16 protein-coding genes and 1 tRNA gene are annotated in these 15,016 nt (G+C 39.3%); 9 read left to right on the top strand and 8 right to left on the bottom strand.

All coding sequences use genetic code 11. The annotated features are described in order from the left end of the window. Positions 1 to 72 (top strand) — tRNA-Pro (locus tag LEPBI_RS16285). 91 nt (positions 73 to 163) lie between these two features. Here LEPBI_RS16285 and LEPBI_RS16280 read toward each other — a convergent pair. Further along, the gene (locus LEPBI_RS16280) at positions 164 to 454 is read right to left on the bottom strand and encodes an LIMLP_16025 family protein (protein ID WP_012390245.1); all 291 of its coding nucleotides are present in this window, start codon (positions 452 to 454) and stop codon (positions 164 to 166) included. A gap of 99 nt (positions 455 to 553) precedes the next feature. Between LEPBI_RS16280 and LEPBI_RS16275 the strand changes: the two genes are divergently transcribed. From LEPBI_RS16275 to LEPBI_RS16265, 3 genes are all read left to right on the top strand, one after another. Next, positions 554 to 1,594, top strand: a complete 1,041-nt coding sequence (locus LEPBI_RS16275) for a hypothetical protein (RefSeq protein WP_012390244.1) — start codon at positions 554 to 556, stop codon at positions 1,592 to 1,594. Between the two features lie 100 nt (positions 1,595 to 1,694). Next, positions 1,695 to 2,276, top strand: coding sequence for a YdeI/OmpD-associated family protein (locus tag LEPBI_RS16270; RefSeq protein WP_012476454.1), 582 nt, complete (start codon positions 1,695 to 1,697; stop codon positions 2,274 to 2,276). A 68-nt stretch (positions 2,277 to 2,344) separates the two neighbouring features. After that, positions 2,345 to 2,914, top strand: coding sequence for an esterase/lipase family protein (locus tag LEPBI_RS16265; RefSeq protein ID WP_012390242.1), 570 nt, complete (start codon positions 2,345 to 2,347; stop codon positions 2,912 to 2,914). Between the two features lie 49 nt (positions 2,915 to 2,963). Here the strand turns inward: LEPBI_RS16265 and LEPBI_RS16260 are convergent, their stop codons facing one another. After that, complete coding sequence (locus LEPBI_RS16260) at positions 2,964 to 3,554, bottom strand: TetR/AcrR family transcriptional regulator (protein ID WP_012390241.1); 591 nt, start codon at positions 3,552 to 3,554, stop codon at positions 2,964 to 2,966. Positions 3,555 to 3,693: 139 nt separating this feature from the next. Between LEPBI_RS16260 and LEPBI_RS16255 the strand changes: the two genes are divergently transcribed. Next, positions 3,694 to 4,443 carry an SDR family oxidoreductase gene (locus LEPBI_RS16255; protein WP_187148064.1) on the top strand — a complete coding sequence of 250 codons (750 nt, stop codon included), beginning with the start codon at positions 3,694 to 3,696 and terminating at the stop codon, positions 4,441 to 4,443. Here LEPBI_RS16255 and LEPBI_RS16250 read toward each other — a convergent pair. After that, positions 4,435 to 4,911: a crossover junction endodeoxyribonuclease RuvC gene (locus LEPBI_RS16250; protein WP_012390239.1), complete on the bottom strand. Its 477-nt coding sequence runs from the start codon at positions 4,909 to 4,911 to the stop codon at positions 4,435 to 4,437. The two genes, LEPBI_RS16255 and LEPBI_RS16250, sit on opposite strands and share 9 nt — an antisense overlap. Positions 4,912 to 5,045: 134 nt before the next feature. On the opposite strand from LEPBI_RS16250, the gene LEPBI_RS16245 reads away from it, so the two are divergent. The 3 genes from LEPBI_RS16245 to LEPBI_RS16235 all read left to right on the top strand — a co-directional run bounded on the left by LEPBI_RS16245 (position 5,046) and on the right by LEPBI_RS16235 (position 8,417). Next, positions 5,046 to 6,722, top strand: a complete 1,677-nt coding sequence (locus tag LEPBI_RS16245; RefSeq protein ID WP_012390238.1) for an acyl-CoA dehydrogenase family protein — start codon at positions 5,046 to 5,048, stop codon at positions 6,720 to 6,722. Between the two features lie 213 nt (positions 6,723 to 6,935). Further along, the gene (locus LEPBI_RS16240; RefSeq protein ID WP_187148063.1) at positions 6,936 to 7,718 is read left to right on the top strand and encodes a hypothetical protein; all 783 of its coding nucleotides are present in this window, start codon (positions 6,936 to 6,938) and stop codon (positions 7,716 to 7,718) included. Between the two features lie 69 nt (positions 7,719 to 7,787). Next, a complete protein-coding gene (locus tag LEPBI_RS16235) occupies positions 7,788 to 8,417 on the top strand; it encodes a hypothetical protein (RefSeq protein ID WP_012390235.1) in 630 nt (209 codons plus the stop codon). 138 nt (positions 8,418 to 8,555) lie between these two features. On the opposite strand, the gene LEPBI_RS16230 is transcribed toward LEPBI_RS16235, so the two are convergent. Genes LEPBI_RS16230 through LEPBI_RS16220 form a run of 3 tightly spaced genes read right to left on the bottom strand, consistent with a single transcriptional unit; the run spans position 8,556 to position 10,983 of the window. Next, positions 8,556 to 9,239, bottom strand: a complete 684-nt coding sequence (locus LEPBI_RS16230; protein ID WP_012390234.1) for an START domain-containing protein — start codon at positions 9,237 to 9,239, stop codon at positions 8,556 to 8,558. A gap of 2 nt (positions 9,240 to 9,241) precedes the next feature. Continuing rightward, positions 9,242 to 10,498 carry a serine hydrolase domain-containing protein gene (locus LEPBI_RS16225; protein ID WP_012390233.1) on the bottom strand — a complete coding sequence of 419 codons (1,257 nt, stop codon included), beginning with the start codon at positions 10,496 to 10,498 and terminating at the stop codon, positions 9,242 to 9,244. 11 nt (positions 10,499 to 10,509) lie between these two features. Further along, complete coding sequence (locus LEPBI_RS16220) at positions 10,510 to 10,983, bottom strand: TIGR04452 family lipoprotein (protein WP_012390232.1); 474 nt, start codon at positions 10,981 to 10,983, stop codon at positions 10,510 to 10,512. A gap of 23 nt (positions 10,984 to 11,006) precedes the next feature. On the opposite strand from LEPBI_RS16220, the gene LEPBI_RS16215 reads away from it, so the two are divergent. Continuing rightward, the gene (locus LEPBI_RS16215) at positions 11,007 to 11,714 is read left to right on the top strand and encodes a class I SAM-dependent methyltransferase (RefSeq protein ID WP_012390231.1); all 708 of its coding nucleotides are present in this window, start codon (positions 11,007 to 11,009) and stop codon (positions 11,712 to 11,714) included. 5 nt (positions 11,715 to 11,719) lie between these two features. Here the strand turns inward: LEPBI_RS16215 and LEPBI_RS16210 are convergent, their stop codons facing one another. After that, a complete protein-coding gene (locus LEPBI_RS16210; protein WP_012476453.1) occupies positions 11,720 to 14,413 on the bottom strand; it encodes a zinc-ribbon domain-containing transport protein in 2,694 nt (897 codons plus the stop codon). Then, entirely contained in the window at positions 14,406 to 14,897 is a 492-nt protein-coding gene (locus LEPBI_RS16205) for a tellurite resistance TerB family protein (RefSeq protein ID WP_187148105.1), read from the bottom strand. The genes LEPBI_RS16210 and LEPBI_RS16205 overlap by 8 nt, the downstream gene beginning before the upstream one ends. Positions 14,898 to 15,016: the final 119 nt, after the last annotated feature.

Genomic DNA, 15,016 nt, shown 5'->3' with positions numbered 1-15,016 from the left:
CGGGGTGTAGCGCAGCGGTAGCGCACTTGTCTGGGGGGCAAGGGGTCGCCGGTTCAAATCCGGTCACTCCGATGGTTGGTATTGTTTTTTGCAAAAAACCCAGCAGGTTTGAGCACAAACCTGCCGGTAGAAAATTCAGGATGGTGAGATGAAAAAATATAACTTAGGAAGGTTTATTGTCTTTGCCTTCTTTCACTTGGTCTAGATACTTCACAACATTGTCTTTGAGTTCTTCAAAACGAACAATTCCCCAAGCCACACCCATTTTTACTTTTAGGGCTTTATCGCTCGTGTCACTTTCCCCTTGTTCTTTCAATTTTTGAAAGTTAGTCTCGAACTGGCTTTTTTTCTCGTTCAGGTCTACAACAAGTTTCTCCCAAACTTCTTTCGAAGTTTTGACAGCACCAATTCCAGCGTTCACGATATCTTGTAGTTTGTTTTCCACGTTGCTCATCGGAGGGAACTCCTTCTTGGTTCCATTATTTTGCAGTGCACAATAATGTCTAGAAAGAAATTGATAGTGGAAACTGAATTCTTACGGTAAGATAGGCAGATGCGTATCACTCAAATTTGGACGATTTTAACTATTTTCACCCTTTTTACCTCGATAGTAGCCTGCGGAGGCCAAATCCAAGAGAAACCCATTGTTGGTTGTGAACGAATTTCTGGCACCCCAGGCCCAGAAGACTTTGATCTCATCCGAGAAACAGCAACCATCATTGTATCTTCCCATGAAAGGCGAAATGGATTAAAAGACATTGGTGCTTTATTTGAAATTTCTTTCGCAAACCCTAACCAAAAATTAGAAGCCAAAAAAATCGAAAGCAATTACCCAAAAAACTTTCGTCCGCATGGTATCAGTTATGCGAAAATTAATGGAGTGGACACACTCGCTGTGATTTCTCACACCTTGGATGATGATACCCCTCATACACTCGAAATCTTTGAGAGAACAAAGGTTGGAAAATGGACACATACCAAAACTTTAAGCGATCCATCACTCACAAGTCCCAATGATATCTTTATGAACGAGTCCGGCGAAATTTTTACATCCAACGATAACGGAACCAGTAATGCGTTTCGTAAGTATTGGGACATGATCATTCGCAGTGGAAGGGCTGATATCTCTTATTATAATGGAAACACATTCCAAAACTTAGGTGTACCTGTGATGTTAGGGAATGGAATTTACATTCGTAAAAATGGAAAACAAGAACTTTTGTATCGTTCTGTGTTTTCTGAAAAAGCCATCCGAGTGTATGAAGTGAATCGTGAAAATGGCAAAATCAGTTTGAAGTATTTGGAATCCATTGCAATTGGAGCAGGTCCCGATAATATATTAGAAGATGAATCAGGGATGTTATGGCTTGCAGCCCATGATTCCACTTACAAATTCATCCGCCATGTCATGAACCGAACGAATTTAGCACCCACTCGCGTATTTAAAATCAATCCAAATACCAAGGAAGTGATAGAAGTGTATGCGAACGAAGGTGGAGAAATTTCTGCAGGAAGCACAGGTCTTGCCTACAAAGACAAACTTCTCATTTCACAAGTATTCGAAGATTTTTTATTGGTTTGCCCGAGACCATAGTAGACATATCTAACAACAATAATACGATAGTGGATCGAAGCTGTCGTATTATATTAATAATATTTAAACGAATTCACTGATGATACCCAACGAAAACTCTATGACTTTCAAAAAAGACATCGTCATCCAATCATTTTCTTCTCCAAAAGAATGGAATGATTGGCTTTCAGGCAATTTTGATTCAAATCATGATGGTATTTGGCTTCGCATATACAAGAAAAACTCCGGGGTCAAAACGATCACTTATGAGGAGGCCTTAGACGAAGCACTTTGTTTTGGTTGGATCGATAGCCTGAAAAAAACGTTCGATGAATCTTCATGGATTCAAAAATTCACTCCCCGTAGGGCTAAAAGCATTTGGTCGAAACGGAATCGAGAAAAAGTAGAAATCCTGATCAAAGAAAAACGAATGCAACCAAACGGACTCAAGGAAGTAGAAGCTGCTAAAAAAGATGGGAGGTGGGAGAAGGCCTATGATTCACAAAGTAATATGGAAATGCCTAAGGATTTTTTGATTCAATTAAAAAAGAACAAAAAAGCCCATGAATTTTTTAAATCCTTAAATAAAGCAAATCACTTTGCAATCGCCTGGCGATTACAAACTGCGAAAAAACCAGAGACAAGAGAAAAGCGACTGAACCAACTATTGGAAATGATGGAAAACAAACAGAAATTGCATTGAAATGCTTTGGAATCATCTTAAATACACATAATAAAAGTTATGTGAAATTGCTTAAATCTTAATACAATATGAAAAAAACCTATTACCTTTTCATTTTAATGACTTTGTTTACTTGCGTATTCCTATGCTCGGATCAAAACCTATCTCAAAAAATAAAAATTGCTGATCATCAAGAATGTGTCGTATTGATTCATGGATTCCTTCGATCATCCAATCACCTAAAGAACCTGAGGAACTTTCTAATTGAGAAAGGATATTATGTTGTTTCTATCGATTACGAATCAACATCAATGACCATTCAAGAAATTGCAGATTCTAAACTTTCCCATCTATCAGACGTTTGTCAAAACCAAAAGACTCATTTTGTGACCCATTCACTTGGTGGAATTATCCTAAGGTCTTATTTAAATTCAAATCATATCAAACATCTTGGAAACACAGTGATGTTAGCTCCACCAAATCAAGGTAGCGAAGTTGCCGATTTCCTTTCCCAATTTCATGTTATTAATTTATTTTTAGGACCAGTCGTTGCCCAACTCAAAACGGATCAAACTAGTTTTGTACATTCATTAGGACTACCAAAATTTAAATTTGGTATCATAGCAGGAAATTTGACGTTAGATCCTTTTTCCTCCTGAAGGAATGAAAACTTCGCATAACAGAAATTTATTTTTGTTACCTTCAGTTTTAACTTAACCCTTTCAAAACAATTTCAATCGTTTCTAATAGTAAAGGTTCCCTATTTTCAGCTGAATATTGGGCTACAAGTTTTGGGTGAGTGAATGCTGTACCAGCAGAGATTAAAATTTCGGTGATTAAATTCACATCACGTTTTTTGATTTTCTTTTGATTGATCGCCTCAACGACCAAACTCGACATTTGTTTTCGCATATTGGATAAATGCGTTTGGATGAATGGTTTTGACTCTTCCGCTGCCATATCAAATGCCTTAAACAGTTCGGGATCCAGTTTAACTTTTTCCAACTTCATTCGGTGGAGGTTGAGAAACCAAGTGAGGATCTTTTGGATTGGGTCTCGTTTTTCTACCACAAGCGATTCTTGTTGCTCATCCAACTTCACAAGCCAACGTTCGGAAACCGCATCGAGGAGGGCTGTTTTGTCTTGAAAATGAGAATAGAGGGCGGCATGGCTAATTCCCATTCCTTTGGCCACATCCACCAATCGAACCTTTTCGAAACCTTTTTCTCTAATTTGGTCTATTGCGATTTCTACGGCTCTGTCTTGGATTTCCGAAGCGGTAAGACCAGTTCTTGGCATAGAGAAAGGATCGAATTCGGAATCGGAGGGTCAATCTCAAATTACAAAATGAAAAAAATGTTAGTTTTGAAACTTACAGACTTGACATTTTGTAACTTACAAAATATTGTAAATGTAAGTAAGGAAAAGGTACAAATTGATGTTATTGAAAGGAAATACAATCCTCATCACCGGTGGAACGAGTGGGATCGGCTTCGCTCTCGCAAAAAGATTCTCTGATCTTGGAAACCAAATATTGGTTTGTGGTACGAATGAAAAGAAATTGGAAGAGATTTCTATATCTTATCCCAGCTGGGCTACGTATCGATTTGATATCTCTCTACCAGAAGAGAGGGTGAAATTGTTTCAAAAAACCACAGAAGATTTTCCAGAACTCAATGTAGTATTCAATAATGCGGGGATCCAAAGGTATCCGAAATTGAGTGAAGTAGAACCTTGGACAGATTTAGAAAAGGAGATCGATGTAAATTTGGGAGCTCCCATCCATCTTTCGATGTTATTCGCCAAGCACCTGTTCGCAAAAAAAAATGCGGCGATTTTAAATACAACCTCTGGATTGTCGCACATCCCGTTGGCGTATGCACCTATTTATAGTGCGACCAAAGCCGCTTTACACTCGTTCACACTCACACTACGATTTCAATTTCGAAATCAACCCATTGAAGTCATTGAAGTTTCGCCACCAATGGTGGATACAGACTTAGGAATCCCTAACACACATACGGCGAGTCTGAATTTGGACGAATATGCGGATACCGTTATGATTGGATTACAAAACGGAGAACTGGAAATCACAACTGGATATTCTACAATCACAGCCAATGCCAGTCGGGAACAAAAGAATGAGATCTTTTTGTCAATGAACTTGGCTCGTAGTTCCTCAAACTAAGGACCGACCGACAAAGGCACACGCGATGGCATCCCAGGAGTCATCGTGGCCTTTTAGGTCCTTAAATCCCAAAATCATTTGGATCGCCGCCCGGACTTCCTTTTTGGTGGCGTTCCCTTTGGCAGAGATTCCTTTTTTGATTTGTGTGGCAGTGAGTGACACCATCGGGATTTGGTTTTCGCCCAGAGTGAGTAAAATCACCCCTCGTGATTCAGAAACCTTCATCCCCGTGGTTGTGTTTTGGACAAAGAATAACTCCTCCACGGCGGCGTGTTCTGGTTGGTAAAGGGAGAGGATTTTTTGAAGTTCGGAACGAATTTGCAATAAATTGACGGGAGAAGGGGTTTTCGGAGCCACTTCAATTGTTCCATAGGCTAGAAGTTCTGGATTGCGCCGCATTCCTTCAGGGAAAGACAAAACGGCATACCCGACACGGTGGGACCCTGGATCAATTCCAATGATTTTCAATCATTTATTTCCTAATTTCATTCTTAGGGACATTTTTCGAAAGGCTCAACCCAAAACCTAGTCTAAAAATGAAAATGACAGGGTACTTTCCTTCCGTATAGTGGAAGAAAACCACCCGCAGGAACGTTAAACACATGACCGCAACGGCAGTGAAACTCGAAAAATCCCAGGCGGAGAAGGCATTGAACGCCCAAGCCGCCCTCCTCAATGAAGTTACGAAACGACTCGCACAGAAAAATTCCGATAACGGCAAAGTTTCCGTCAGCAAAATGGACAAAACGCAACATGTGTTTTACCAACTTGCTTGGATGACAGCACAACAACGTGTTGCTGAAAACTTTATCGTTTATGCTTGGGATGCTTCCAAAGGAACTGGTGAATTGGAACAGAAAATGGCCCTCACTTTTGCGGCAGAAACTGTTTCCAACATTCGTTCTGAACTAGCAGCGCGTCCTGCAGAATACGAACTTACGTATCAGGAATTATTCTCCAAATTGTTTTCCGACGAAATCAACAGTTTCGTGGAAGCGGCCTCCAAAATGGAAAACTACGAAGCCATCGTTGATAAAATTGTCGACCTCGGACACTTCGGTGCTTACGGACTTTCTGAAGACCACGAAAATTTCCGTGGAATTTTCAAAGATTTCGCTGAAAATGTAGTCGTTCCACACGCAGAACATGTACACAGACATGATGACCTCATTCCTCAAGAAATCATCAATGGATTAAAAGACATGGGTTGTTTTGGTCTTTGTATCCCAGAACAGTTCGGTGGGATCCAACCAGATGATCGTCCAGACAACATATCGATGTTAGTGGTTACTGAAGAACTATCGCGTGGTTCCCTTGGAGCTGCAGGTTCCCTCATCACTCGTCCTGAAATCATGTCGAAGGCTCTCCTCAAAGGGGGAACTGAAGAACAAAAAAATAAATGGTTACCACTCCTTGCATCCGGCGAAAAATTTGCGGGAATCATGGTGACAGAACCTAACTACGGTTCCGATGTTGCTGGTGTCTCTGTCACTGCAAAAGAAGTGGAAGGTGGATTTGTCATCAATGGTGTGAAAACGTGGTGTACATTTGCAGGTTATGCGAACCTCCTTCTCATCCTTTGCCGCACGGAAGCAGATCCAAGTTTGAAACACAGAGGTCTTTCCATCCTACTTGCTGAAAAACCATCCTTTGACGGTCATGAATTCAGTTACAAACAAGAAGGTGGTGGATCGATCCAAGGAAAAGCAATCGGAACCATCGGTTACCGTGGAATGCACTCCTATGAAGTTTCTTTTGAAGACTACTTTGTTCCAAAAGAAAACCTTCTTGGTGGTGATGCAGGCCGTGGAAAAGGTTTTTACTTCCAAATGGAAGGATTTGCTGGTGGAAGGATCCAAACTGCTGCTCGTGCCAATGGTGTGATGCAAGCTGCTCTTGAAGCAGCACTTCGTTATTCACAAGAACGTAAAGTATTCGCAAAACCAATTTACGATTACACTTTAACAAAGTTTAAAATTGCGAAGATGGCTATGATTGTGCAAGCAACTCGCCAATACACAAACTATGTAGCAACTCTCCTCGATGACCACAAAGGCCAAATGGAAGCAACCCTTGTCAAATTGTATGCATCCAAAATTGCTGAATGGGTCACTCGGGAAGCGATGCAAATCCATGGTGGCATGGGTTATGCGGAAGAATACCCAGTATCCCGTTACTTCGTTGATGCTCGCGTATTCTCTATCTTTGAAGGGGCAGAGGAAGTGATGGCTCTTCGCGTCGTAGCGAAAGACCTTCTTGACCAAGCACTCGCTTCGTAAGATCACAAAAAATCTTTACCGATGGGAGAAACTCTTTCGGTAAAGATCCAATCCAAACGATGTCATTCTGTAATGAATCAAATGACACAAACTGCAAGAAGGCCTGAGAAATCAGGCTTTTTTTATGTTTCTATCCGAATTCCAAATTGATATTGTGCTTTCCATCAAATGAACATGAGTCTAAACTATTGTCCGAGATCTTATCTCTGTTATATGAAGTTTCAACTTGTATATTCTGTTTTTATTTTGTTTGTTTTGAACTTTTCTTGTAAAACTCCTATGCCTGAACTTAGTTCGGAAGCGAAACTTTCCAAAAACAAAACCATCTCCATCCGATGGACAACAACCGATCCCATCCTTGCCAAAGTATTTCCTGAAGTTTTTCCTGTACCTCCCGCTGTTTTATTAGAAGACCAAGTCAATATTGCCGATCTATCAACGGTACCAATGCCACCACCTGATCCAAACCAATCACCCAAAATTCAAAAACAAAAACCTCAAAACCCCAACGAACTTCCGAGATGGGATCGTGGGTTTGAATTGACCAATATTGACAACTTAACTCTTGTCATTCGAAATGAAAGCCAAAGACCTTTCACGAGTATTGGTATTAGTTTATTGGCATTGACGATGTTGTATTATGGAACCATGGAAACGGAAGCAGAACTCGTTTGGACATCGGGGGAAACCAATCTCCATCGAATTTCATTTTTAAGAACGAAGGAAACGATTTGGGCTCCCATGCCGTTTTACATTGGAACTGGATCGAGTATCGTTGCACCCATCCTCAATTCTAACAGGTATCCTTCTCATTTGCAAAAGTATTGTATCCAAGAAAAACCTTCCAAGTTACGAGAATCAACGGAACAGTCCTATCAAAAAAATTGTAAAGAATACGAAACATTCCTAAAGAGATTATTGTTACAGAATTATGAAACCATTCATTTGCAACTGACTGAATGGGAAAAACGTAATCAGGACTGGTTCCAACCATAGTTGGTGTTTAGAAGTAATCTTATGAATCCATTGTATTCACATCAAAATATTTTATTGTAACCATCTTGAATGAAATATAAAATTTACTCTGTCTTCATCGCATATGTTTGCATTTTGATCTCCCCCTCACAAGGGCTTCGTTCGGTCTCCCTACCAAAAGAAAATTGGAGTGTTGTTTTGTATGGAGGGATCTTTACAACCACCGATTTGATCCCCATCGTTTTTCGTCAAAAAACTGACTATAAAGAATCCTACATCGGTACCATCGGTGTGAGTCGGCCGTTTGATTACCGAATCCGATGGTTTGATTTTTTGTGGGAAGCCAATGCCACAAAACATTTTGGAGAAATGAACCATTGGGAAACAAATGCATTTTATATCGTTAAAATTGATCGAATTTATGATTCACCATTCAGCGTATCACTCGGCGAAGGAATGTCCTTTGCCTCAGAGAATCCAAAATTAGAAAATAAAGCGAAAGGATATTATTTGGAAAGTGGACTGCAAAAAGATGCGATTGAATCCAGAGCACTTTTAAACTATATGATGGTGGAAGTGAGCTCCTATTTGCCTTTCGAACGTAAAACAGAGGTATTTTTAAGGATCCACCATCGGTCAGGGATTTTTGGATTGTACTGTCCGCCCGACCCCAATTGTGGATCTAATTTTGTATCCTATGGATTTCGAACATCCTTGTAACATATACTAGGTGATAGAAGAACTTTTTTGATCGATTGATCCTCACAAATATACTAAGTATAAAATCTGAGAATTTTAGGCAGTAACTCCTATCAATGGAATGGACAACCAAACATTGATAAGAGTCAATGAATTCGATTAATTGGAAGGAGTGTGATTCGGCTCCTTGATCCAATCATACTTCGCTTCTTTGTGTTTTCCTTGTTCTACTAAAGATTTTAAGTTTAACAAAGTTTCATAAGGAGTGTCAGTTAAAACCAAATTGATCACAGATTGTGGAACAGAACCACCTGGTTCAAAATGCGCTTGGTATTCAATCTTGATTTTACCATTCGCAAGTGGAATGAGTTTCCAATAGCCTTCAAATCCAGGCATACGAGTGACACCAGATGGCGATCCTTTTGCATTGGAATCCAATCGTTTCATCTTCATGGTTGTTGTCAGAGTTTTGTCATTCTGTTCAAAACTTCTATCCATGATCACATCACGGTCGTTCACCGGCCAAGGTGCACCATTTCGTAAATACACAGATGATTTTTTCTCTGATCCAGAAATTACAGTAAGTTCTTTGCATTGGTGGTACAAATTTTTACAAGATTGTGGGTCTACTAGCAAAGCAATGATTTGTGAGATAGAAGCTTCCACTTCCGTTTTGCCCAAAAACTCTTCAATGTTGGAACCTGGTACTGGCCTTGTGAGAATTTGGATTCCTTTTTTCCGTTTTGATTCCGACCACTCTGGCGATTGGGCAATGAGTGGAAGGACGTTTACGAATAAAAAACATCCCAAGAGGAATGGAAAGAGTGTCTGTTTTTGGATCATGGTTACCTACCTATTTGCGAATGTATGAGCGGTCTTACAGTTTCTGCAAAGAATAATGAGGTTGAAGAAGCTGGTAACAAACTCAATCCATTTTTTCTTCCGATATTATTCACAGCAAGGATTGCCATATAATTCCGATTTTTATCGAGCCATGGATAAAATCCATTGATCCCAATGCTATGGGAGATCAAATCTCGATCACATTCCGCAGGGACATCAGTCACAGTGCAAAACCTCCAGTTTCCAAGTCCATATTGCCAACGGTAACCAAAAGCTGAAAATTGTGAATAACCAATTTTTGCTCCATTGTACTGGTCTGCCAAAATTTCTGTCACCGATGTTGTGGAAAGAAAATTGGTTATGTTTGCACCTACTGAATTTTTAGCAGTACCATTCGTAAGAAGTGCATTTAACATCCTTGCGTAATGTTCTGGAGATATGGAGAGTCCATAAGCACCGGATAAACTTCCATCGGTATCGGTTCCCCCTCTCGAATTTCCTCGCCAGATTGCTTGGCTAGCATCCCAACCTAGAGGAGTGACGATGAGTTGAGAAAATAAAGTATCCCATGTTTTGTTACATGACACTTCTAACATTCGTTGTGCGACTGCCATATGATTGGAATTGTATTGGTACAATGCTCCAGGAGTGCCAGTAGATTGGTCTCTGATATTATTCACACAACTATCTTTTTCTGTTGAACTTGCCCCCACTGGAAGTGTTGAAATACAACTTGCTTGCCCCGCTCCACTACTTCCACCTGCATTTAGTCCGGAAGTAAATGACAATAACTGACGTAAGGTGACATTAGCATACGTGCCTGTCCATCCAAGTACTTGGGCCGTCGTGCGAGACAACGAAATGGCACCGCCAACGGCACCGTTATTACAAGTCCCTGTAGTCACTGTTCCGCATTGTGCATATATAGCACTATTTGTGTTACAATCAATGACCCTCATTGCTGTGATGGCAGTCACCCATTTGGAACCTGATGCAATTGGTTTGTAGGTATTAAAATCAAGTACAGACTGCCTTGCATAAATCCGTGAACCATCTTGGTCAAACACCTGGAAACTGGCACCTTCATCCGTCGATTTGGTATACTGGTCAAAACAAGAATCCAAACTAAAACAGGATCCAAAGATTCCTGCAATCAAGGTGGCTTGGGTATCTTTATCAGTTTGAACTGATTTTTGGCATTCAATTAAGAATAAGGATAAACTTGCGAAAACAAATAATGTAAATGTTTTATTTTTCATATAATTTCCTTTCAAAATGAAATTGGTTCGATGGTAATGATTTTTCCTGTTTTTTCTAAATCGCAGGATGCAAACTCAAGTAATAGTAGGGCATCACGTGTTACTCCCCCAACAGTTGTTAGACCATCATAAATACTTCCTAAAACTAAAGCACCTTTTGTTTGAATGTCGGATTCACACTGTAGAACAGATGATTCCAGAAAGGAATCGTTGTCTTCGATAGTGGAAACAAAAGTGTAGAGTATTTTCGCTAAAAATCCATTCACAAGGAGGAGGGGAGAGATTGGGCCTTGTCCTCCTTTCATACCAGACTGGGCCAACCAAAAAGAAGATGCTGTTCCTTCTGCAACTAATATGGCATCGGATATCCTTTCTTTTGCTTCACTGCCTTTGACAGCTCCATAAGTGGGGATTCCCAATCCTTCGGTTAGCATACAATTTGTCAGAAGGACAAAGAAAAGAATGGAAAGAATGATTTGTTTCATAGAAAAGTAAACCTCGTAACAATATGAATCGATGGGAACAAACTAACCTGCAATCTCTGGTTCGAATTCCAGAGCCTGAGCTCATGGAAGATACGAATCAGGTAAAATCGTATGCAAATGCGGATTTTGAATCGGCGCATTCGATGATCATCAAACAGTTTCAAAACAGACTTCCTCTCAAATTTTCACCACGATCAGTTTTGGATTTAGGATGTGGTCCTGGTGATATGTCGAATAGACTAGTCACCCTATTTCCTAATTCCAATTTTACCTTTCTTGATGGATCCAATTCAATGTTAGATTATTGTAAGAAGCGTCTTTCTACATTCGTTGGTGAAAAAAGAAACAATAAAATGATTTTTAAAAACGAACTCATTCAAGGCTTTGTTCCCGAATCCAGTTATGAATTAGTTTTTTCCAATTCACTTCTTCATCATACACACAATCCATATGAGTTTTGGGCAGCCATACAAAGGTCTATAGATGACGATAGTTTTATCTTTATATCCGATTTATTAAGACCCAACTCAACCGTTGAAGTAAATCAACTAGTAGAGCGTTATGCGAAAAATGAATCTGAAATTTTAAAAACAGATTTTTATAATAGTTTAATGGCAGCGTTTCGATTGGAAGAGGTGGCTGATATGATTGTTACGATTCGGATGAGCCATAAACTCAATTTGGAAATCATATCCGATAGGCATTGGATTTGTTATACAAAACCCAGATAAAAAACTTATAAAGATATTTTATTGATCGATGCAAATAACCAATCTGATACTTTTTCAGGAATTGGTTTTTGACAATAACTACAATTGTTTGCATCAATTTCTGGTAAGGGAGCACCACAGTTACTGCACGAAACTTCAGAAAATCCTAGAGATTTTGGCCTCTCCGACGGTAGAACAAAAGTAATGCGAGATCTGCGGTGCTCTGGAACCAATCCTTTTTTTCTAGCAACACTCCAACGAATTTCGCATGTCATTTGATGTGGGTTTGAATCATGTTTATACTCTATCAAATGACAGGATCCGACAACAGGTGAATGCATTGGTTCATTTCCTGGTCTCCCTAATTGATCGTATGATGTTTCCAGAGATTCTCTGTGTAAAATTTGGCTATTGGGAATGGATAAAAAATGGAGGTATTTCCAAAAAACTGAAGAAGCCCTATCTTCTAACAATTGTTTTGCAATTCCAATTGGTAAAGACTTTACTTTTGGATCCTTCACTGATTCCCATTCAACAGTCTGTGTAATTTCCGTTAGAACCCAATCTGCTTCACCTGAATTAAAAATTCCTCCGCAATATTCGCATCGATTGGTTGTATGAGAAAATTTTGGCGAGGCTCCACAACTTGGACAAAGTTTGTGCATCAGGTCAATTTTTGGTTTGGTTTTTGTCCCTAACTTTCGAGTGTACGAGTGAATTTCTTCATAGGTAATCGAAGATACGTGATTCAATTGGTTTTGAATTTCCAATTCGGAAGTCTGTTTGGGAAAAGTTTTGTCTTTGGTTTTACATTTTAACTTTAAATGTAAGGTAAAATATTCTGATTCGATCTCTGAACCAATGATTTGGACAGATACAACTTGGAAATCTTTCATCCGATTGACTTCACCATCAATTGAATTCATTAAGTGTAATTGGATCGAAAACCTTTGGAAAACAGCCGCAGAAATGAAATTTCGAGCAGGTTCCATATTTCCCTTATCCCAAGCAGAAACAGTCGTTTCTGTGATAAAGATTACCTTTTCTTTGAATTGTTTGAAATCAAAACTTGGGTCCTCGTTTTGGATTTTGGATAAGATAGATTGGAAAACCTGTTTTTCAGATTTCTTTGTTTGTTTTCGGTTGAATGATATAAATCCAGTGACCAATAGACAGAAGGAGATTAATCCAATCACGGTAAGATGCCCTAAATGATTGCCTGAGCCTGGTGAGTGCAGGAATGCACTCAATACAGCATAATAGATGAGAATTGGATTGTAGGTAATGTGTTTGTTTGTTTCGGTCATCCTTAGATACAACGTATAGTTTGGTGGAATCGGATGGCTCCATTCCAAGAAAAATCCATCTTCTTCCCATTTGGGTTGTATTGGTATGATTAACGAGGAATTGTCTAGAGTATCTGAACAAAAGTCACAATCTTTTACAATGATTTCCATTTTTGTTTGGGAAGGATCCATTTTTGATTCGCTTAACACTCGTAATGCAAATCTCTGCAAAAGTAACTGATCCCTTTTTTCCAAACTTGTGATGCGAACCCATCGTTCGATTCCTTGTTCCATCCGATTGGAAACTTCCCCCATTGTTTTGAATGCAAATTCATAAATGCGTTGGTTGTTTGGTTGGTCTATGCCATCAGATAAGGTTACATTGAACAAATGCCAAAAATAGGTGGAAACTCCTTCAAATGCATAAGAAATCTGATAAGCTGGTGTCCAAATTTGATTCCAAAAAGATTCTCCAAATTCGCGAAACTGTTGTAATCCCAGCTGAATCTGTAAGGAGTCAAGATTTGGATTCTCCTTTGAAATTTGGATCTTTGATTGGTAAAAATGAACTCCATTGTCTTTAAGTGTCACTGTTTGATGTAAGGTATATGTGTGATTCGGTGATTCAGAACTTGAATTGTTTTTGGAGATTTGATTAGCTTCTTTCTCCCAATTCAGGACATCAGTGATCACGAGCCCATTACTTTCCACATTGCCAGACTGATGGTATTGGAATTGTTTCTCGCTTGTTGGAACGGGAATGTCCTTTCTTTCATATTCGGAGAACGAAGAATTAAAAATTTCTTCTTGGATCCTGAATTCGTTCGAGAAGGAATTTGGTTCCCATTGTAAATCCAAAACAAATGGAGTGGAAGAATGACTTGTTTTCGAGAATCGCCAGTTGATAAGAGAAAGTCCACCTAAACGAAAATAAGCTTCTTGGATCCGGTAATTTAGGCTGATGTCCATTTCTGGATTTGGATCACTATTCGGCCAAAAAATCGTAATGATACCCGAGTTATGCGAAGATAATAATGAATCTGGAGAAACTCTCAAATCTGAGATCTCGGATTCTCTATGAATTAAGAAAGAAGACCTTCTGATTCCGATTTTAGATTGGTCTTTTTTGATACGAAAGTTTTCTTTTACTTCAGCACTCCCATCAGCAAAAAACTGAACCAAGATTTGATGGTTTGTTGATTCAAAATAGGAAGTTGGCTCGGGAGCGCTACGAGTTGAATAAGAACTTGTTGCACTAGAGGATTTTGATGTGGAGGAACTAGAGGCAGAAGGTTTGTAACTTGAGTAGGATGATCGACTACTACTACTTGAACTCGAGCTGGAAGATCGATAAGAATTCCCCATCCCTGGCCTTGCACCAATGGAAGTGATCGAAACAACAAATAGGGATAGGATGAAAACAATCTTAAGCAAGGTATTTTTTTTCGACTCTTACTTTGTCCATTGGACTAATTTTGAATTCTTTGGCTAAGTCCTCTAAAAATTGTATCTCAGCTTGGTTTAAGGAACCGTCAGAGGCGACAATACAAACTGCATCTTCAAAAAAATTCAGTGCATACTCATCACTGTCTGCCACAACCTTGGAAATGGTTTTCATCGGTAGTGGGTTGTCAAAAGTTTTGGAAAGGATGTCTAGGACTTGTTTTTTTTGGGCCTGAAAGCCACTGAGTAAACAATCGGGTTCAAATAGAACATTGACGAGTTCTCCTACAATTTCCCCTTCCTTTTTTTTGAACTGCCCGTCTGCATTACATGCATAAGACCACAAACTCAAAAGGACTTTTGCGTATTCAATATGGAGGTCACTTTCGATATCGAGGGTTTTGTGAATGGTATCCGGGTGACTCTTTTTATTTCCCTTAACTTGTTTCAAATTTTGAACGATTTTCTTAGCCATAACAAACAGGAAGTTTATGGGTTCTCTCACTTCCTTCAACTTCATTTTTTCTCTCTTTTCTTGATTTTTCTCAAAAATAGGCTGAATTGGAAAATCCCATTGGGAAACTGGAATTAATC

Origin of the sequence: Leptospira biflexa serovar Patoc strain 'Patoc 1 (Paris)', assembly GCF_000017685.1 — a bacterium.
In the GTDB taxonomy this organism is placed as follows: domain Bacteria; phylum Spirochaetota; class Leptospiria; order Leptospirales; family Leptospiraceae; genus Leptospira_A; species Leptospira_A biflexa.
Note: the sequence above shows the minus strand (reverse complement) of the source record. Positions and strands in the feature narration are given on the sequence as shown.

Coding starts and splice junctions, on each gene's coding strand:
- LEPBI_RS16215 (WP_012390231.1), top strand. CDS start 11,007: ATGAATCGATGGGAACAAACTAACCTGCAATCTCTGGTTCGAATTCCA.
- LEPBI_RS16225 (WP_012390233.1), bottom strand. CDS start 10,498: ATGAAAAATAAAACATTTACATTATTTGTTTTCGCAAGTTTATCCTTA.
- LEPBI_RS16270 (WP_012476454.1), top strand. CDS start 1,695: ATGACTTTCAAAAAAGACATCGTCATCCAATCATTTTCTTCTCCAAAA.
- LEPBI_RS16265 (WP_012390242.1), top strand. CDS start 2,345: ATGAAAAAAACCTATTACCTTTTCATTTTAATGACTTTGTTTACTTGC.
- LEPBI_RS16235 (WP_012390235.1), top strand. CDS start 7,788: ATGAAATATAAAATTTACTCTGTCTTCATCGCATATGTTTGCATTTTG.
- LEPBI_RS16205 (WP_187148105.1), bottom strand. CDS start 14,897: ATGGCTAAGAAAATCGTTCAAAATTTGAAACAAGTTAAGGGAAATAAA.
- LEPBI_RS16245 (WP_012390238.1), top strand. CDS start 5,046: ATGACCGCAACGGCAGTGAAACTCGAAAAATCCCAGGCGGAGAAGGCA.
- LEPBI_RS16260 (WP_012390241.1), bottom strand. CDS start 3,554: ATGCCAAGAACTGGTCTTACCGCTTCGGAAATCCAAGACAGAGCCGTA.
- LEPBI_RS16280 (WP_012390245.1), bottom strand. CDS start 454: ATGAGCAACGTGGAAAACAAACTACAAGATATCGTGAACGCTGGAATT.
- LEPBI_RS16220 (WP_012390232.1), bottom strand. CDS start 10,983: ATGAAACAAATCATTCTTTCCATTCTTTTCTTTGTCCTTCTGACAAAT.
- LEPBI_RS16255 (WP_187148064.1), top strand. CDS start 3,694: ATGTTATTGAAAGGAAATACAATCCTCATCACCGGTGGAACGAGTGGG.
- LEPBI_RS16240 (WP_187148063.1), top strand. CDS start 6,936: ATGAAGTTTCAACTTGTATATTCTGTTTTTATTTTGTTTGTTTTGAAC.
- LEPBI_RS16275 (WP_012390244.1), top strand. CDS start 554: ATGCGTATCACTCAAATTTGGACGATTTTAACTATTTTCACCCTTTTT.
- LEPBI_RS16230 (WP_012390234.1), bottom strand. CDS start 9,239: ATGATCCAAAAACAGACACTCTTTCCATTCCTCTTGGGATGTTTTTTA.